The following is an 18,723-nucleotide window of genomic DNA, read 5'->3' as shown; positions in this document are numbered from 1 at the left end:
AAAGGACTGATGCACCTGGCGCGCGCCGCCCAGGCGGAGGACGCCCGGCTCGACGGCCACCGGGGCGTGATGAGGGCGGTCAAGAAGGCCGTCGTCCTCGCGCTGCACCCGGACTCGCCGAAGGTCGGCGACCCGGCCGTCGTGCGCGCGGCGAGCGAGTGGACCGCGGAGCTCGAAGCCCTCCAGGCCGACGACGGGCTCTTCGCGGGCGGCGACAACCTGGCCTCGCCGCCCGACTCGGCGTTCACGATCAACGACGCTGCCCTCACCGTCCGCCTCCTGCGGGACGTGACATGGCCCGACGACCTGCACGAGCGGCTGACCCGCATCGTGCGCGCCGCCGCTCCCGCATTGCTGGCCGGGGGCGTGCACACGCCCAACCACCGGTGGGAGCTGGCGGCCGCGCTGGCCCGGTCCGGCACTGTGCTCGACGCCCCCGCGCTGCTGGACCGGGCCCGGGAGTGGCTCTCCGAGGGGATCGACGTCGACGCCGACGGCCTCTACAGCGAGCGGAGCCCGAACTACGCTTCGCGCGTCTCCAACCCGTCGCTGACCGTCCTCGCCGACCTGCTCGACCGGCCCGACCTGCTCGACGTCGTGCACCGCAACCTGCACGCCCAGCTCGACCTCACCAGCCGCGACGGCACGGTGGAGACGCTGCATTCGCGCCGCCAGGACCAGCACGACCCGTTCCCCCTCGGCCCCTTCCTCGGTCAGCTCACGCGTGCCGCGCTGCACCACTCCTGCGCCCGCTGTGCCGACGGAGCCCGCCGGGCGGCCGATGCGCCCGGCGTTCCCGCGGTCGACGTGCTCGCCGAGCGGTTGCTGGACCCGTCGCTCGCGGCGCCGCTGCCGGCCGGGACGAGCCCGGGACGGGTCCGGCGCCTCTTCCGCGACGCCCGCCTGCTCCGCGAGACCAGGCAGGACACCGAGTTCACCGTCTACGGCGGCTCGGACGTCCCCGCGGCAGGGCGGATCGCGTCCGGGCTGGCCTGCAACCCCACATTCCTGCGGATGCGCGCCGGCGCCGTGGCCGTCGAGTCGGTCCGGCTCTCCCGCGACTTCTTCGGACTCGGCCCGTTCCGCGCCGAGGAGATGTCCGTGAGCGGCGACCGGATCGTGCTCCGCGAGACGGTGAGCGCCGCGTACTACCAGCCCCTCCCCCCGGCCGCCCGGCACGACGACGGGGGTTACGCCCTGGAGCACGAGGGTCGATTCGCCGCCCGGATGAGCTTCGGTCAGCGCTCCCGCGACCCCGTCACGCTGACGACGACGGTCGATGTGCGCCTCCACTCCGACGGGGCCGACCTCACCGTCACGACCGACGGCCCCGCCACCGCCCACGCCCTCGAGATCGCCCTGTCCCCTGGCGGTGAGCTGACCGGAGCCGTGCCGCTCGGCGACGACCGCTTCGAACTCGTGGCGGGCACGGCGACCTACACCGCAGACGGCGCCACGCTCCGCATCGGTCCCGGCGCTGGCTCCGGCCCCGATCGGCCCCCGGTCTACCGGCCCGGCGAGGCCTACACCGTCACCGGGGGCACGGACGCGCTCGGCGGCACCCGCCTCTACCTGGCCTGGCGCTCCCCCGGCGCCGTCGAGGTGGCCCTGCGCTACCACCCACCCGAGTGGCAGACACCCGGGAGCACGCGCTCCGGGTGATCGGCTGGGCGAGCAGACTGCGCCACGTGGAAGACCCGCTCCCGGCCGCTCGGTTCACGACGCGCCTGCGGCTCGAACCGGTCGGTCCCGCCAACGCAGCCGACCTCTGGGCCGTGCACAACGACGACCAGGTGTGGCCGTGGTACGAGGACGAGAGGCCGAGCCTCGAGCAGGCGGAGCGGCGCGCGAGGTTCATGGGCGAGTCGTGGCGCTTCCACGGCGTCCACAAGTGGATCGCGTACGACCGGGTGAGCGGCGAGGTCGTCGGTCGCGGCGGGCTGTCGCGCACGCCGGTCGACGACGACTGGGGTCAGCTCTACGCGTTCCTCCCGGCGGAACCGTGGGTGCGCGTCGCGCACGACGTCCGCCGCCCGTTCACCGCGCACGCGAACTGGCTCGAGATCGGATGGGCATTGCGGCACCAGTTCTGGGGGCGCGGCTACGCGGCCGAGATCGCCCGCGCCGGGCTGGCGTTCGCGTTCGACGTCCTCGGCGTGCGCGCAGTGGTGTCGTGCACGGTCCGGCACAACGAGCGTTCGCGGGCGGTGATGGAGCGCGTCGGCATGCGGTACGCGGGTGAGATCCGCAGCCGCGGGATCGTCGAAGGGGTTGCGGGAGAGCAGGACGACGCGCCGTACGCGGTGTGCGTGCTGCTGCGCGAGGAGTGGGACCCCACGCTCAGCGGTAGCAGTAGGAGTCCGAGGACGCGTCACCGCCCTGCAGCCGGACCTGGTGCGGCCGCAGGCCCCTGAAGTCGTCCCCGTGCAGGAAGAACCGCTCGTCCACGGCGAGGCCACCGGCCGGGTCGGCGTCGAGCTTCGCCATCCACGCGCCCACGCCGTCGGGGTAGAACTGGTCGTCCCACGCGCCGTAGAGCGAGTTGGTGAAGTAGACGCGGCGCCCGTCGCGGCTGACCTCGACCATCTGCGGTCCACCGGCGAGCGGCAGGTCCGGCCGGGCCGGATGCGCGGCCCGGTCCACGATGCCACCGAGCCGGATCGAACCCGTCTGCCAGGGCTGCGCCGGGTCCGAGACGTCGAACTGCTTCATCTCCCCGGTGCCCCAGCAGGAGACGTAGAGGAACCGGTCGTCAACCGAGAGGTCGATGTCGGTGATGAGCGGCGGCACGGCGCCGAAGGGCTTGAGCGCGGGTGGCAGCCGGTCCGGGTCGGCGGGTTCGGCGGGGACGCTGATGACCTTCTCGGCCTTCCACTCGCCGCCGTCCCGGAACCACCGCCAGACCGAGGCGGACAGGTCCTCGGTGGAGATCGCCACCCCGGCGAACCCCCACGTCGCATCCGGGTCGTGGGACGGGCGGACCTCGAGCGTGATCTGGTGCTGCGCGCCGAGGTCGATGCGTTGCAGGTGCCGGCCCTCCGCGAGGTCCCAGAAATGCAGGGCATGGCCGTAGCGCCCGCCGAGGAGCAGCTCGGGGACGATGCCGTCCTCGATCATCGACGGGCTGCCCCACTCGCTGGAGATCAGCGTGTTCTGGTTGAGGTGCCACCAGGCGTCGTAGGCGAGGTGCTGCGGGCCGCGGTCGGTCTCCCAGGCCCGTAGGACGTCGAACGTCGCGTGGTCGAGCAGCGCGATCCCACCGGGGCCGTCGTCGTCGCCCTCGGGGCCGCCGATGCACGTCATGAAGACCCCCTCCGGGCCGCAGTGCATCGTGTGCGGGCGGGAGTAGCCGGCCTTGTCGGACAGCTCCTTGCCGCTGATAGTCCGGACCAGCCGCGGGGCGCGCGGGTCCGGCTGGGTGTCGAGCACGTGGATGTCCGACGAGCGCAGGCCCGGCACGAGCAGGTAGCGCCGGGAGAGCTCGTGGCCGTGGCCCTCGTGCCGCAGCGCGCTCGAGCACGCGTTCCAGCCGAAGTGGTGCAGCTCGTGGCCGACACCCGGGACGTCCGTCCAGCCGACGACCTGCCCGTAGCTGCCGGACGACGGGTTCACGTCGACGACGGTCATCGCGTCGTGTTTCTGGGCGGCCCGGTCGAACGCGACGACGTAGGCCAGCTGCTCGGCCGGGGCGGCGGCGGCTTCGGCCGCCGAGCGGTAGAACGTCGGGTCGACGGTCGGCTGGGTCATGGGGACCTCCTCTGCCCTCGTGACCGACGGTCGGGCGCACCCGGCCGTTCGTCGTGATGCCGGAACAGTCCTGCCTAACAGCGAAGCGGCGACAGCACAATGCTCCGTCTGCCGCCCGTAGGTGCAGCTCACCTTGCACCGGGGGTGCAGCTGGCACCACCCACTCCTCGGGGGACCGCGACACCGCGCTGACCCCGATTCCGCTTCTACGGTCAAGGCCCGATCGACGGACGGAGCGGCGATGACACGAGCCACAGCGAGCTACCGACGATGTGTAGTGGGCGCGCTGCTGGCCCTCGGGCTCGGCGTCGCAGGCACGGGCGCCGCCGCGTCGGCCGTCGCCGCGTCCGCGGCCCCGCCCGCTTCGGCACCCGCCGACGCGGACGATCCCGTTGCCGCGCTAGGCCGTGACGCGCATGCCCTGCGTTCCATCGAGCCGCACGGCGACCTGCGTGACCTTCGCCCGCTCGGCGCGATGGTCGCCGACGCCCAGGTGGTGGGGCTGGGCGAGGCCACACACGGTTCGCGCGAGTTCTTCACGATGAAGCACCGGGTGTTCCGCTACCTGGTCGAGGAGAAGGGGTTCACCACGTTCTCGCTGGAGACCGGCTGGAGCGGCGGGGTCCGCCTGAACGAGTACGTGCGGCACGGGACGGGCGATCTCGACCAGATCATGCAGGAAGAGTTGCAGGACTCGTACCGGTTCTGGCGCACCACCGAGTACCGGGACTTCATCGAGTGGATGCGCGACTACAACTCCCGGCACGCCACGCAGGTCCAGTTCATGGGCAACGACCTCGGCTACGCCGGCCCCGAGCTGCTCGACCGGGTGACCGGGTACGTCCGCGCGCACCACCCCACGCTGTTGGCGCAGTTCATGGAGGCGTACCGGGACCTGCGCCCGACCACGGACGCCGGCACCTGGATGTCCACCTATCCGGGGCTACCGATCGGCCAACGGCAAGCGGTCGCCAGGACGGCTCAGCAGGCCATGGATGCGCTGGCGGCGACGCATGCCACCAGCGAGGAGTTCACGTGGACGGTCCAGCACGCGCGCGCCATCGCACAGGTCGCCACGCTGTACTCGTTCGACCTGGACGACCCCGCGAAGGTCCGGGACGCCATGCTCTACCGGGACCAGGTCATGGCCGAAAACACCGCCTGGTGGCACGAGCAGACCGGAGCGAAGATCCTCGTGTCCGCCCACAACGGACACGTCGGCTACGAGTCCCACGAACCCGAGCAGTACCCCAGGATGCAGGGCGCCTTCCTGCGCGACCGGCTGGGCGCGGGCTACGTCAGTGTCGGCTTCACGTTCCACCACGGGTCGTTCAACGCCGAGGACGAGAACGACCAGCTCGGCACCTTCGCGGTAAGTCCAGCCGGCGCGGGCAGCAACGAGTACGTGTTGGACGAGGTGGCGCTGCGCGACTACCTGCTCGACCTGCGTAGCGCGCCGGCCGCGGCGCGTGCCTGGTTGGCGGAGCCTCGGGCGACCCGCTCCATCGGCACCGCATGGCCTCAGCCAGACCGTCCGATCGCGCTCGGAAGGACCCACGACATCCTGATCCACCTGCACCGCGTCCAGGCGGCCCACCTGCTCGGGTGATCACCACCCCTTCCCACCGCGATCCCCCAGCCAGCGGGGTCAACCCGGGCCGCTCGACGCCCGGATGCGCAGCTCCGGCGGCAGCAGGACGGAGCCGGGCCGCCCGCCGTCCAGGATCTCGACGAGGAGTTCCACCCCTCTGCGCCCCATCTCGAGGTTCGGGGTGGCGACCGTGCTCAGCGGGATCGGCAGCTCCGCGGCGAGGGACACGTCGTTGTAGCCGACGAGCGCGACGTCCCGGCCGACGCGCAGCCCGGCGTCGCGCAGGGCGCCCATCGCCCCGATCGCCGCGAAGTCGTTCACGGCGAATACCGCGGTCGGCGGCGGCCCGGGAGTGTCCAGGACTCGCTGCATCGCCTCGCGCCCACCGGCCGCGTCGAAGGGCCCGTGGACCACCCGATCCGCCGGCACGGTCCGCCCCGCTGCCGACCAGCGCTCCAGGAACCCCCTCGTCCGGTCCCTGCCGGTGCTGGCGTAGGCCTCGCCCGCGAGGACCGCGACCCGGACGTGGCCCCGGTCGAGGAGGTGTTCCGCGACGAGACGACCGCCCGTGAGGTCATCCCCGGTCACCGCGGGGTGGCTGCCGGTCCGCCGGCTGACGAGCACGAACGGGACGCCCCTTCGCTCGAGGTCGTCGAGCAGGTTGCCGCGCTCGGAGGCGTCGCCGATGATCAGTCCCTCGACGCGGTGGTCGAGCACGACCTCGGCGCGGGCCCGCTGCTCGTCCGGGTCGTCGTAGGTGTTCGCGACGACGGCGCCGTACCCCGCGAGCCGCGCGGCCTCCTCGACCCCCTCGTAGATCGTGGCCAGCACGTAATCGGACAGGCGTGGGACGAGCATCCCGAGCAGCCAGCTGCGGCGGGTGCGCAGGCCGCTGGCCAGCTGGTCGCGGGAGTAGCCGAGCCGGGTCGCGGCCGCCCGTACCCGCGCGGCCGTGTCCTCCGACGGCGCCCGCGCCCCGCCGGTCGCGCCGTGGAGGGCGCGGGAGGCGGTCGTCACGGAGACGCCCGAGTCCCGCGCGATGTCCTTCAAGGTGACCCGGCGGGGTGGCACTGCTGGCACCGGCACCCCTTGACGCGACCGTGCGCACTGCTGTTCAGTGGCTGTACAAACGATAGTACAAGATCAAGGCGGTAGAACGTGTACATCTGCAGCACCTGCGCGGTGGAGCACGAACAAGCGGTCGAGGTGTGTGCCATCTGCTCCGACGAGCGGCAATGGGTGCCCGCGGACGGGCAGCAGTGGACCAACCTGGACGAGCTGGCCGCGGCAGGGCACAAGGTGCGGGTGCGGGAGCTCGAGCCGGACCTGTTCGGCATCACCGTCGAGCCGAAGCTCGGCATCGGCCAGCAGGCCCACCTCGTGCGCACGCCCGCGGGCAACGTCATCTGGGACATGGTGGGCTACGTCGACGAGGATGCCGCCCGCCAGGTCAGGGAGCTGGGTGAGGTGGCCGCGATCGTGGCCAGCCACCCGCACATGTACGGCGTGCAGGTGGAGTGGAGCCGGGCGCTGGGCGATGCGCCGGTGCTGGTCTCCGACGCGGACCAGAAGTGGGTGGCGCGGCCCGACCCGGTGATCCGCACGTGGTCGGGCAGCCTCGACGTGGTGCCCGGGGTCAGGCTCCTGCAGCTGGGCGGCCACTTCCCCGGCAGCGCGGTGGCCCACTGGGCGGCCGGCGCAGGCGGCAACGGGGTGCTACTGGGCGGCGACACGATCCAGGCCAACCCGGACCGGGCGACCACCACCTTCATGCGCAGCTACCCGAACCGCATCCCCCTCTCCGCGGCCGTGGTGGATCGGATCACCCGCGCGGTCGAGGTGCTCGAGTTCGACCGGCTCTACGACAACTTCGGCAAGACCGTCGACACGGACGCCCGCGCGGCCACCCGCCGGTCGGCCGACCGGTACATCGGCTGGGTGCGGGGCGACTTCGACCACCTCACCTGAAGCCCGGCACCCGTCGGTGCCGAGCTCGGTCGAGTGATCCTCAGCGTGCCCGCAGACCCGCCAGGAGCTGGGTGAGCACGGCGGAGGTTGGGCGGCCGTCGGCGAACACCGGTGGTGGGGCGTGGACGTCGAGGTAGCCGTCGCCGACGAGGTCGCTGACGAGGACGCGTGCCACGGTCACCGGCACGTTGAGCGCGGCGCCGATCTCGACCAGCGCCACCGGTCGGCGCGCCAGCTCGAGGATCGTGCGGTACTCGTTCTCGAGCCGGTGCCCGGCCCAGCGGGCCCGTTCGGTCACGCTCACGAGTGACTCCATCGGCAGCTCACGGCCCGCCGACCGGGTGCGCCCGCCGGTGACGGCGTAGATCGGAACGAGCCGCCGGGGCGACGGACCGTTGGCGGCATGCCGGGGTGGCTCCGCTTCGTTCATCGGTACGCCTGGGTACTCACCGCTGCCCCGCCTCGGGTTCGACGTCGGGGTCGGGGTCGGGGTCGGGGTCGGGCTGGATGGTCGGCTCGAACCAGGCGCTCACGCCGACATCGGGCTCGGGGATTTCTGAGTTGGGGCTGTCCGGCGGCACGTCAGGTTGACCGCTGTCGACGATGGGCGCGTCGGGACGGCCGGTGTGGAAGCGCGCGATCGCCGCCCCGTCCGCCCGAGTGGGCGAGACCGCGGTGTGGCCGGTGTCGGCCTGGTTCGGCGTCCTCAGCTCCGGCGCCATGTGGGCCAGCGGGACCCGGTGACGCAGCCCGGCAACCTCGGCCTTTCCGTCTTCCCCGTCTTCCACGTCGTCCACCGGCGCGGAACGCTGCGCCGGCACCAGCTGGTCGGTGGCGATGACCTTGGCCTCTGTCCACCAACTGGGGAGGGTGTCATCGGCCGCCAACCGGATTCGATGGGCTCCGCCGCCGCTGGTGGGCGCCATCATCACCGGCTGGGCGGTGTCGGTGCGATTTCCTGTGGGCGGGGTCGCGCCGCGGTGCAGGAGGCGCTGCGTGTTCCCGGTGGCCCCGGGTGTCGTCCCGCTCGGCGCGTCGCGGTTCGGATCGTGGTTCGGGTTGCCGTCGAAGAGTTCGACGGGTAAGGCGACCACGGCCGTCGTGCCCGAGCCGGGTGTCGGGGACAGCGAAACCCGGATGCCGTGCCGGGCGCTGAGCCGGGCGACGACATGGAACCCGAGACGCTGCGCAACGGCCAGGTCGATGTCGGGGGCCTCGGCCAGGATGAAATTGGCCGTGGCGAGGTCCTCGGCGTTCATCCCGATACCCCAGTCCTCGATGGTGAGGAGCTGCCCGCCGGCGTGGCGCCGGTCGGGCATCAGGCTGATGCGTACCCGGCTGTCGGGCGGGGAGAACCGCACCGCGTTCTCGATGAGCTCGGCGAGCAGGTGCGTGGCGTCGGCGACGCTGTGCCCGGCGATGGCCGGGCGCTCGTCGACGAGCGTCGACACCCGGTCGAGGTCCTCGGTCTCGGCGATGGCCGCGCGCACCACGTCGCGCAGCGCGACCGGTTCCCGCCAGACCCGCGGCTGCTGCTCGCCGGACAACACGAGCAGGCTCTCGGCGTTGCGCTGCACCCTGGTGGCGAGGTGGTCGAGCTTGAACAGTTCGGCGAGCGCGTCCGGGTCCTGCTCCGACTCCTCCAGCTGGTTGATGATCTCCAGCTGCCGGTAGAACATGCTCTGGTTGCGCCGGGCCAGGTTCACCAGCAGGTCGGAGGTGAACTGCCGCCGATTGATCTCGGCTTGGGCCAGCCGGTGCTGGAGAATGTCCTTCTCCCGCTGGGAGTCCTCGGTGATCCGCCAGAACAGGGCCATCCCCACGCAGGCGAACAGCACCGCGACGCCGTGGATCAACGACCACAGCCACGGATTCCCCTGGGCCGCCGGGTGGTTGAAGATCAGCGTTTGCGGCCACGCCGATCCCACCCCATGGCTGATCACAGTGAAGATCACGTTGAGCAGGAACGGGACCCAGTCCTGGTAGAGGGCGATGAACCCGATGATGATGAAGAAGTGGAAGTGGGCCTCGATCGTGCCCCCGGTCAGCGCGACCAGCGCCGCCGAGCTGTAGACGAGCCCCAAGGTGACGAACGACGCCGCCACCCGCCGGTGCTCTGTCAGCAGCCAGCCGAGGAGCAGGCACGCAGCCGGGACCGTCACCGCGAACAGCACGCCCTCCGGCGGCGTGCGCAGGAACAGGCCGAACAGGTAGAGCCCGGGCACGTGCAGCAGCAGCACCCATTGCAGGAGCCGGTGCCGTCGTTGCCAGTCGGCGTCGGCCAGCTGATAGCCGTGAGGTAACAGACCGGCGAGGGAAGCCCAGATCGAGCGACGCATGCGCATCCTCCAGCGCAGCGCGACACCCGGCACGCCCGCTGGTCCGCTGGATGACACGGCGGAGCATACGGCGAGCCGAAACACGCTGGCATTTGGTCGAATTGCAGGGAGCTGTAACCGGGGGTGACGACACGTTAGCAAGGACAGCGATCAACTGGCCATGCATCACGCGAACAGCCGACTGGGACTCGACCACTTGCCTGCGACTGTTACAGCGAGTGCCCGACGTCTGCATTTCTTGCTCCGCTCGGATGAAACGATCAAGCTGAGCGCCGAGGTGGAGCGAGATCAGGCGGACGACTCGACGCCCTCGGCCACCCCGGCGACCACCACCGTGATCCCCGCGCCGCGGAGCCGTCCGACGCTCGCGGGTTCCGCGCTCGCATCCGTGATCAGCGTCCATCCGGGCTCGAGCCGGGCCCACGCGTGGAACGGGGACCGCCCCAGCTTCGCGCCGTGGGCGAGCACGTAGACGTCCGTGGCCCGGCGGGCCATGAGCTCCTTGAGCCGGGTCTGGGCGAGGTCGGCCTCGCACAGGCCCTCGGCCGTGACGCCGTCGGCGCCGAGGAAGGCCCGGTCGAACGTCACCCGCTCCAGCGCCGCCTCCGCGAGGGGGCCGACGAAGCCCTGGCTCAGCGGCCGCAGCGTGCCGCCGAGGCAGTGGACGGTGACCCCCTCGGCGTCGCTGAGCTCCTGCAGGGCGGTCAGGCCTACCGTGACGGCCGTGAGGCCGGGTACCGACCGCAGCTCGTGGGCGAGCGCCCCGACCGTCGAGCCCGCGTCCAGCAGCACGGTCTCCCCCGGGCCGACCTCGGCCGCGGCCACCCGCGCGATCGCGCGCTTGGCCCCGAACGCCTCCCCGATCCGCTGGCGCAGCGACGTCTCCGGGTGCGCCGTGAGCGCCATCGCGCCGCCGTAGGTGCGGGCGAGCCGGCCCTGTGTGGTCAGCAGCGCCAGGTCGCGCCGGATCGTCGAGGCGGTGACCCCGAACGTCTCGGACAGCTCGTCGACGCTGGCCAGCCCCGACGTGGTGGCGAGCCGCACGATCTCGTCACGCCGCCGCTGCGATCCGCGTGCCGGCATCGGCGCGTCTCCAGGTTCGTCGGGATGGGCTGCGTCTTCCGGTGGGCTGGGTCAGGCTACCGGCCGCGACGACAGCTCGGCGGCCTGACGCAGCGCCTCGACCATGCTGCCGGGCTCGGCGACACCCTTTCCGGCGATGTCGAACGCCGTGCCGTGGTCGACCGAGGTGCGGATGACCGGCAGCCCGACGGTGATGTTGACGCCGGACTCGATGCCGAGCACCTTGACCGGCCCGTGCCCCTGGTCGTGGTACATCGCGACGATCAGGTCGTAGTCGCCGCGCCCTGCCAGGAAGAACGCGGTGTCGGCCGGCAGCGGGCCGCGGGCGTCGATGCCGTCGGCCTGCAGCACCTTCAGCGCGGGGACGATCTTCTCCTCCTCCTCGCCGTAGCCGAAGAGGCCGTTCTCGCCCGCGTGGGGGTTGATGCCGCAGACCCCGATCTTCGGTTCGGCGATCCCGGCGCGCACCAGCGCCTCGTGCCCGCGCCGCACCGTCCGCTCGACGAGCCCCGGCTCGATCCGGGCCACGGCGTCGATCAGCCCGATGTGCGTGGTGACGTGGATGACCTTGACCTTCGGGGTGGTGAGCATCATCGACACCTCTTCGGTGCCGGTGAGGTGCGCGAGCAGCTCGGTGTGGCCCGGGAATCGGTGCCCCGCGGCGTGCAGCGCCTCCTTGTTCAGCGGCGCGGTGCAGATCCCCTGCACGGCGCCCGCGACCGCGAGCTCCGCCGCCACGCGGATGTACTGGTACGCGGCCTCCCCCGCCACCGGCGACACCGCGCCCCACGGCAGGTCATCCGGGAGCAGCCCGAGGTCGATCACGTTGATCCGGTTCGCGCCGAACTCGGCCTGCGCCGGCTCGTCGATCGCGACGATCTCCACGTGCTGTCCGAGGATCCCGGCGGCCTTGCGGAGCCTGGCGGCGTCGCCGATCACGACGGGCCGGCAGCGGGCGAGGGTGTCGGGGTGCACGACGGCCGGGACGATCACCTCTGGCCCGACTCCCGCGCCGTCGCCCATCGTGACAGCGACGAGGGGCCGGGCGTCGGTCGATGCGGTCCCTGCGGTGATGGTCATAGCGCCTTCCTGATCTTCGGGCGGGTGTGGCAGCAGCTCCGCGACGATGTCGCGCAATGAATCGACCCCGCCGAAGCTGCCCGGCCGGGTGACGACGTGGCGCCCGTCCGCCGTGCGGCTGCGGACGGCGCCGTGCCCGATCTGGGCGAGCGGTTCGAGCTCGTCGATCCCCAGCTCGTCGAGTACCCGACGCGCGGTCTCGCCACCGGTGAGAACGAGGTCGGCGCCGTCTGGTCCGGGATCGAGGTCGGCGACGGCGCGGGCCAGTTCGGCCACGACGACCCGCGGATCCGCGCCGGTGACCGCGGCCGGCCGCAGGACGGTCACCCCCGGTTCGAGGCGCTCCCCGCCGAGGGGCAGCCGGATCTCGCGCGCCCCGTCGGCGAGCAGCCGCTCCACCTGCCGGGCGGCGATCTCGGCGGCCGACCCGACCACGACGAGCACCGAGGAGTGTCGTGAGCGGATACGCGAGCCATCGCGTGCGTATCCGCTCACGAGGTGTCTTCCGATGGCCGCGGCGAACCCGCCCGACCCGGCGAGAACCACGTCGGGGCGGGCGAGCGCGGCCGCGGCCAGTGCGTCCAGGTCGGCGTCGGTCGTGGCGTCACAGATCACGACCGGCGCCTGCCGCAATGCCGTCGCCAGTGCCCCGGCGACGTCACCCCGCACCGCGTCGAGGCCGAGCACGGTGGTGCGCAGGGGCGCCAGGGCCGCCGCGACGCTCGACGGGGCGGGTACCGGTTCGATCCGCCACGCGTTCGTCTCGTGCAGCGGGATCCCGGACAGGTGCACGACCCCGTCCCGGACGGTGCGCTCGGCCACCGGCAGGGCGAGGGCGAGCACGACGGGCCGGGCGGCCGCCAGCGCCCCGATCTCGGCCGCGAGGTTGCCGCGCAGCAGCGAGTCGATCTTCTTGACGATCCGGGCCCCCGGGGGCGCGGCCGCGATGGCGTCGCGCACGGCGCGGGCCGCGTCGGCGGGCGTGGCACTCCGACTGTCGAGATCGACCACCGTCAGGCCGGGAGCCACGCGCGGCGGACGCCCACCACCGGCGAGCACGACACGCGCGGCAGCGCCCAGCGCGGTAGGGCCCAGCACGGCAGCGGTCTCCGCGGCGCCGGACAGGTCGTCGGCGATGACGAACAGCTCGGTCGGCACCGTTCCTCCCCTCCGTGGCTGGGTCCATCATGCGCTACTTGCGCGATCCGCGCGACGTGATCCTTGCCGTTGCGCGTACCGCGCAGATGTGCGACGTTACTGCGCGCCCCACGCGTCCGGTCGAAAAGGTGAGGTGTCGATGACGACTGTCCGAAGCGCTGCGACGGGCGACCCGTACGCCCTGGACCCCGCGGACGTCCGCACCCCGCCCACGACCCTGCGGGGCAGGCTGCGCTGCCTCGGCCCCGGGCTGATCCTCTCCGCCGCCGTCGTCGGGTCCGGGGAGCTGATCACCACGACCGCGCTGGGCTCGAAGGCCGGGTTCGTCCTGCTGTGGCTCGTGATCGTCAGCACCGGGGTGAAGGTCTGGGTGCAGATGGAGTTGGCCCGCTGGGCGATCCTCACCGGCAAACCAGCCCTCGAGGGCTTCGCACACGTCCCGCCGCGGATCGGCCGCCTCAGCTGGATCAACGTCCTGTGGATCCTCATGGACGGCGCGAAAATCCTGCAGCGCGGCGGCATCATCGGCGGCACCGCGGCGGCGTTCAGCATCCTGTTCCCGATCGTCGGTGAACCGCTGTCGATGCCGTCGATGGTCGTGTGGACGGTGCTCCTCGTCGCCAGCGTCCTGTTCATGCTGCGCACCAACGGCTACGGCGTCGTCGAGAAGGCGTGCTTCGTCGCGGTGGTGCTGTTCACGCTCGCCACGGTGGGGCTCGCGCTCGGGCTGCCGCTCACCCCGTTCGCCTACGGCGGCGACGACCTGGCATCCGGGCTGACGTTCGCCATCCCCGCCGGCACGATCGGGTTCGCCGTCGCGATGTTCGGCATCACCGGCGTGGGCGCCGACGAGATGACGACCTACACGTACTGGTGCCTCGAGAAGGGCTACGCCCGCTGGACCGGCCCGGACGACGGCACCGAGGAGCGCGCGCGGCGCGCCGAGGGCTGGCTCACGGTGATGCGGCTCGACGTGCTGGTCTCGTGGGTCGTGTGCACGCTCTGCACGCTCTCGTTCTACGTGATCGGCGCGGCCGTCCTGCATCCGCAGGGCCTCGTACCCTCGGGCAACGCGATGATCACCACGCTGTCGCGGATGTACACGGATACGCTCGGGTCATGGGCGCAGTACGCGTTCCTGATCGGCGCCGTCGCCGTGCTCTACTCCACGTTCGTCGCCTCTGCCGCGGCCGTCCCGCGTCTCTGGACGCACACGCTCGGGCTGCTCGGCGCGCTCGACTGGGCCGACCAGGCCTCCCGCGAGCGGATGATTCGCATCCTGACCTTCGCGATGCCGCCGGTGTGGGCGCTCGGGTTCCTGCTGATCCAGTCGCCGGTCCTGATGGTGCAGATCGGCGGGATCGCGGGCGGGGTCTTCCTGGCCGCGGTGGTGATCGCCGTGTGGTACCTGCGCACGGTGGAGGTCGACCGCCGGTTCCGGGCCAACCCGTCCCTCACGGCGGCACTGGTATTCAGCAGCGTCGCCGTCGCCGCGCTCGCCGTGTACTCGGTCCTGAACGTCTTCGGAATCGAGGTCGGCGGATGACGGGCACCGTGCTGGTCAGCACGCCCAGCTTCGGCGCCCGGTCGAACGCGCCGTGGGCAACGCTCGAGGAGGAAGGCCTGGTGGTGCGCACCGACACCGAGCGCCATCCACTCTCCGCTGCCGACCTCGCCGAGGTCGTCGGTGACGCCGACGCGCTCATCGTCGGGCTCGATCGGGTCGATGCGAGGGTCCTCGCAGCGGCGCCGTCGCTGCGAGCGGTCGCGAAGCACGGGGTCGGTGTCGACAACATCGACGTGGCCGCCGCCGCGGCACGCGGCGTCACCGTTCTCAACGCCCCCGGCAGCAACACCGGCGCGGTCGCCGACCTCGCGTTCGCGCTCCTGCTCGCAACGGTCCGCCACATCGTCCCCGCGCACACCGCCACGGCAGCCGGGCGCTGGGAGCGCCTCTACGGCCCCGAGCTCGCCGGCCGGACCCTTGCGGTGATCGGGTTCGGCCGGATCGGCCAGGCCGTTGCGCGGCGGGCCGCGGGCTTCGACATGACCGTCGTGGCGCACGACCCGTTCGTGCCCGACGAGCGGATCGCCCAGCTCGGCGGGCACCCCCTCCCCCTCGACGAATGCCTGCGCCGGGCCGACGCCGTCACCCTGCACGTGCCCGGCACCGGCGGCGCTCCCCTGCTCGATGCCGAGCGGATCGCGCTGCTGAAGCCGGGCGCCTACCTGGTGAACACCGCGCGCGGCGACCTCATCGACGAGCGTGCCCTGGCCGACGCGCTCACGTCGGGCCGGCTCGCGGGCGCGGGGCTCGACGCGTTCGCCACCGAACCGCCGAGCGGGAGCCCACTGCTCACCGCACCGAACGTCGTGCTCACGCCGCACATGGGCGCGTTCAGCGACGATGCCAACGCGGCGATGGGCACCACCGTCGTCCGCGACATCGCCCGGGTGCTGCGTGGCGAGCGCCCGCACAATCCCGTCAGGGCATGAGAAGGAGAGTCATGGAGAGCACGGAGGTCGCAGGCCTCGCGGTGTCCCGGCTGGTACTGGGCACGATGAACATCGGCGACACGGTCGAGGCCGACACCGCGGCCCGCATGCTCGACGCTGCCGCGGAAGCCGGTATCACCATGCTCGACACCGCCAACGGCTACGCGGGGTCGCGCTGCGAGGAGATCCTCGGGACGCTGCGCCCCGAGCGGTTCGGCGTCGCGACCAAGGTCGGCATCCCGCACCCGGACGCGGGCGGTGCGCCGCCGCTCTCCGCCAAGGCGATCCAGGCCTGCATCCAGGGCAGCCTCTCCCGGCTCGGCATGCACCGCGTCGACATCTACTACCTGCACCAGCCCGACCGGGCCACCCCGTTCGAGGAGACCCTCTCCGCGATCGCCGAGTTGGTGGCGGCGGGAACCATCGGCTCGCTCGGCGTCTCCAACTTCGCCGCGTGGCAGATCGCCGAGCTGCGCCGCGTCGCCGCGGAGACCGGCGCGCCGACGCCGGTGTTCTCCCAGCCGCTCTACAACCTGCTCGCGCGCCGCGTCGAGGAGGAGTACGTCGAGTTCAGCGCCCACGCCGGGCTCTTCGACATCGTCTACAACCCCCTCGGCGGCGGCCTGCTGACCGGCCGCCACCGCTTCGACGACGTCCCCACCGACGGCCGGTTCGGCAGCTCGAAGCTCGCCACCATGTACCGGGACCGCTACTGGAACGCCGAGCTCTTCGACGCCGTCGAGCGGCTCGCCGCCATCGCCGACCAGGCCGGGCTCCCCCTGCCCGAGCTCGCGCTGCGCTGGCTGCTCACGCGGGAGACCGTCGGCGCCGTCCTGGTCGGGGCGTCGAGCGTCGAGCAGCTGCAGCGCAACATCGCCGCCGCCGAACGCGGCGCCCTCGACGCGGACGTCGTCGCGCGCTGCGACGAGGTGTGGGCCGACCTGCGCGGCCCCGTCCCCGCCTACAACCGCTGATCCCCGGAGGGAAGAGATGACCGCCACCGGCTTCGCCCAACGGCTCCGCGACGGGCAGCGCACGATCGGCTACTGGGTCGTGCTGGATAACCCCGTCGGCACCGAGCGGATCGCCCGCACCGGCTACGACTACGTCTGCATCGACGCCCAGCACGGCCTCACCGAGTACCGCGCGATCCTCGCCGCTACCACCGCGATCGACACCTACGACGTCCCGACGCTGGTGCGCGTGCAGGCGAACGACCAGTTCTGGATCGGCCAGGCCCTCGACGCGGGCGCCCGCGGTGTGATCGTGCCGATGGTCGACACCGTCGCCGACGCCGAGGCCGCCGTCGCCGCGTGCCGCTACCCCCCGGTGGGCCGCCGCAGCTACGGCCCGATGCGCTCCCAGCTGCGGGTGGGCCCCACCCCGGCCGAGGCCGACGCCGAGATCGCCTGCCTCGTGATGATCGAGACGCCCGACGGCCTGCGCAACGTCAAGGAGATCGCCGCCGTCCCCGGCCTCGACGGCCTGTACGTGGGCCCGTCGGACCTGCGCCTCGCCCTCGGCGGGAAGACCTCGACCGACCCCGACCTCGACGCCGAGTTCGACGTGGCCCTCACCACCGTGCTCGCCGCAGCGGCGGACGCCGGCATCGTCGCGGGCATCCACTGCCCCGACGGCGCCACCGCCGCCCGCCGGCTGGCACAGGGTTTCACCTACGTGAGCGTCGCGTGCGACCTGGTGCACCTCGAACAGGCGGCCCGGGACCACCTGGCGGCAGCCCGCGGATGATCAACGCAGGTCGAGCACCTCGGGTGGCGCGTCGGCCCACAGCTTCCACGAGGCCTCCTCGGGGTAGGGCCGCACGCCACCGCGATCGCCCACGTCGAACACGCGGGTGAGCTGCCGCCCGTCGTAGGGCGCCCACCCGGGGTCGCCGTCACGGGCGAACGCGGTCCACGCGCCCTGCATCTCGGCCGACACCTCGCCGGCCTCCGGTGGGGGCGGGGCACCCAGCAACTGGAGCGGCAGACCGCTGTCGAACACCCCGAAGACGAGCGGCACGTCGAGGAAGTGGCAGGCACCGAACGCGCCGTCGAGGGCGGGGGTGGGCCAGGTCAGCTCGTAGAGGTGACTCCGCCCACCGCCCGCGGTGTGGGCCTCGGCGAGGTGCACGCTCGGCATGCGGAACATCCGGTCCGAGCAGGAGACCACGAGCAGCTCCTCGGCACCCGCGTCCGGGAACGCCGCCCGGATCCGCTCCTCGGCGCCCGGGCCGGGCCCGAACGCCCGCATCGCCCTCGCCGCCATCTCCTCGCTGATCGCCTCGCCGGGGACGAGGAACAGCCGCCACTCGTCGCGGTTGTGCCCGACGATCAGCGGCACGTCCCGCCCGGCGCCGGCCGCAAGCCCGGCCCACGGGCTCGTGGGCAGCACCTCACCGTCCACGACCGGCGAGAACGGGGTGGGTGTGTGGGCGACGAGGCCCCAGCGGTCGATCGTCGGCATCCGCCGGTCCAGATCGCCCAGCGCGCCGATCAGCCGCTCGGGCGGGACATCGGCGAGCGCGGCCGCGGTCGGTGCGAGCCCCAGCGGCGCGACGATCTCGGCGCTGACGTCACGGGCCAGCGCCGGGGCGAAGAACGTGCCGGGCACGCTCTGCGCGATCGCCCGATCGACGAGGCCATCGGCCGCCGGCATGACCAGTAGCGCGGCGATCGCCCCCGCCCCCGCGGACTCACCGAACACGGTCACCTGACCGGGGTCCCCGCCGAACGCCGCGATCTCCTCCCGGACCCAGCGCAGTATCGCGACGACGTCGAGCAGACCGCGGTTGGCGGGCGCGCCGTCGAGCTGGGCGTACCCCTCGATGCCGACGCGGTGGTTCGCCGTCACGACGACGGCACCGGTGCCGGCCAGCACCGAGCCGTCGTAACCCGGGTCGGCGGACGAGCCCATGCGGTAGGCGCCGCCATGGATCCAGACCAGCACCGGAAGCCCCGCCGCGCCCGGGTCGGGCGTCCAGACGTTGAGGGTGAGCCAGTCGGTGGGGTCGTGCCGGATCGGGCCGGTCGGCACGGGCATCGGCGGCGGCGGGGCCAGCGGGGCCTGCGGAGGTGGCGGCCCGAACACGTCGGCCTCGCGCACCCCGTCCCACGCCTCGGCCGGCCGCGGCGCCTGGAACCGCAGCGCGCCGACCGGAGGTGCCGCGAACGGGATGCCGCGGAACGCCGCGACGCCGCCCGCCTGCACCCCGCGCACCGCGCCGCGTCGCGTTCGCACGACCGTCTGCTCGACCATGGG

The 18,723-nt window shown here is 72.6% G+C and carries 15 protein-coding genes; 8 read left to right on the top strand and 7 right to left on the bottom strand.

All coding sequences use genetic code 11. The features are described from left to right. The first annotated feature begins 9 nt into the window (after positions 1–9). Both K1T35_RS13300 and K1T35_RS13295 read left to right on the top strand, forming a co-directional pair. A complete protein-coding gene (locus K1T35_RS13300; protein ID WP_220260476.1) occupies positions 10–1,662 on the top strand; it encodes a hypothetical protein in 1,653 nt (550 codons plus the stop codon). Next, positions 1,629–2,414 carry a GNAT family N-acetyltransferase gene (locus tag K1T35_RS13295; protein WP_220260475.1) on the top strand — a complete coding sequence of 262 codons (786 nt, stop codon included), beginning with the start codon at positions 1,629–1,631 and terminating at the stop codon, positions 2,412–2,414. Before K1T35_RS13300 ends, K1T35_RS13295 begins: the two co-directional genes overlap by 34 nt. Here the strand turns inward: K1T35_RS13295 and K1T35_RS13290 are convergent. Then, positions 2,341–3,747 carry a selenium-binding family protein gene (locus K1T35_RS13290; RefSeq protein ID WP_220260474.1) on the bottom strand — a complete coding sequence of 469 codons (1,407 nt, stop codon included), beginning with the start codon at positions 3,745–3,747 and terminating at the stop codon, positions 2,341–2,343. The two genes, K1T35_RS13295 and K1T35_RS13290, sit on opposite strands and share 74 nt — an antisense overlap. Before the next feature lie 277 nt (positions 3,748–4,024). Between K1T35_RS13290 and K1T35_RS13285 the strand changes: the two genes are divergently transcribed. Continuing rightward, on the top strand, positions 4,025–5,356 hold the full coding sequence (locus tag K1T35_RS13285) for an erythromycin esterase family protein (protein WP_220260473.1): 1,332 nt from the start codon (positions 4,025–4,027) through the stop codon (positions 5,354–5,356). Between the two features lie 39 nt (positions 5,357–5,395). On the opposite strand, the gene K1T35_RS13280 is transcribed toward K1T35_RS13285, so the two are convergent. Next, positions 5,396–6,418, bottom strand: a complete 1,023-nt coding sequence (locus K1T35_RS13280) for a LacI family DNA-binding transcriptional regulator (protein ID WP_220260472.1) — start codon at positions 6,416–6,418, stop codon at positions 5,396–5,398. A 102-nt stretch (positions 6,419–6,520) separates the two neighbouring features. Between K1T35_RS13280 and K1T35_RS13275 the strand changes: the two genes are divergently transcribed. Continuing rightward, positions 6,521–7,306 (top strand): hydrolase, encoded by a 786-nt coding sequence (locus K1T35_RS13275; RefSeq protein ID WP_255621845.1) that lies wholly within the window; start codon positions 6,521–6,523, stop codon positions 7,304–7,306. Between the two features lie 40 nt (positions 7,307–7,346). On the opposite strand, the gene K1T35_RS13270 is transcribed toward K1T35_RS13275, so the two are convergent. From K1T35_RS13270 to pdxA, 4 genes are all read right to left on the bottom strand, one after another. Further along, positions 7,347–7,736, bottom strand: a complete 390-nt coding sequence (locus tag K1T35_RS13270) for a DUF742 domain-containing protein (RefSeq protein ID WP_220260470.1) — start codon at positions 7,734–7,736, stop codon at positions 7,347–7,349. A 16-nt stretch (positions 7,737–7,752) separates the two neighbouring features. After that, positions 7,753–9,729 carry a sensor histidine kinase KdpD gene (locus tag K1T35_RS13265; protein ID WP_220260469.1) on the bottom strand — a complete coding sequence of 659 codons (1,977 nt, stop codon included), beginning with the start codon at positions 9,727–9,729 and terminating at the stop codon, positions 7,753–7,755. A 204-nt stretch (positions 9,730–9,933) separates the two neighbouring features. After that, positions 9,934–10,728, bottom strand: a complete 795-nt coding sequence (locus tag K1T35_RS13260; RefSeq protein WP_220260468.1) for a DeoR/GlpR family DNA-binding transcription regulator — start codon at positions 10,726–10,728, stop codon at positions 9,934–9,936. A gap of 51 nt (positions 10,729–10,779) precedes the next feature. Then, positions 10,780–12,966, bottom strand: coding sequence for a 4-hydroxythreonine-4-phosphate dehydrogenase PdxA (pdxA, locus tag K1T35_RS13255; RefSeq protein ID WP_220260467.1), 2,187 nt, complete (start codon positions 12,964–12,966; stop codon positions 10,780–10,782). A gap of 139 nt (positions 12,967–13,105) precedes the next feature. On the opposite strand from pdxA, the gene K1T35_RS13250 reads away from it, so the two are divergent. From K1T35_RS13250 to K1T35_RS13235, 4 genes are read left to right on the top strand one after another with little or no spacing between them, the layout of a single operon-like run. After that, a complete protein-coding gene (locus tag K1T35_RS13250; RefSeq protein WP_220260466.1) occupies positions 13,106–14,512 on the top strand; it encodes an Nramp family divalent metal transporter in 1,407 nt (468 codons plus the stop codon). Further along, entirely contained in the window at positions 14,509–15,462 is a 954-nt protein-coding gene (locus tag K1T35_RS13245; protein WP_220260465.1) for a phosphoglycerate dehydrogenase, read from the top strand. Before K1T35_RS13250 ends, K1T35_RS13245 begins: the two co-directional genes overlap by 4 nt. Before the next feature lie 11 nt (positions 15,463–15,473). Then, positions 15,474–16,436, top strand: a complete 963-nt coding sequence (locus K1T35_RS13240) for an aldo/keto reductase (RefSeq protein ID WP_220260464.1) — start codon at positions 15,474–15,476, stop codon at positions 16,434–16,436. Between the two features lie 16 nt (positions 16,437–16,452). Then, positions 16,453–17,211 (top strand): HpcH/HpaI aldolase/citrate lyase family protein, encoded by a 759-nt coding sequence (locus tag K1T35_RS13235; protein WP_220260463.1) that lies wholly within the window; start codon positions 16,453–16,455, stop codon positions 17,209–17,211. Here K1T35_RS13235 and K1T35_RS13230 read toward each other — a convergent pair whose 3' ends face one another. Further along, on the bottom strand, positions 17,212–18,720 hold the full coding sequence (locus tag K1T35_RS13230; protein WP_220260462.1) for a carboxylesterase/lipase family protein: 1,509 nt from the start codon (positions 18,718–18,720) through the stop codon (positions 17,212–17,214). Positions 18,721–18,723: the final 3 nt, after the last annotated feature.

It is taken from the genome of Pseudonocardia sp. DSM 110487, from assembly GCF_019468565.1.
Classification (GTDB): domain Bacteria; phylum Actinomycetota; class Actinomycetes; order Mycobacteriales; family Pseudonocardiaceae; genus Pseudonocardia.
Note: the sequence above shows the minus strand (reverse complement) of the source record. Positions and strands in the feature narration are given on the sequence as shown.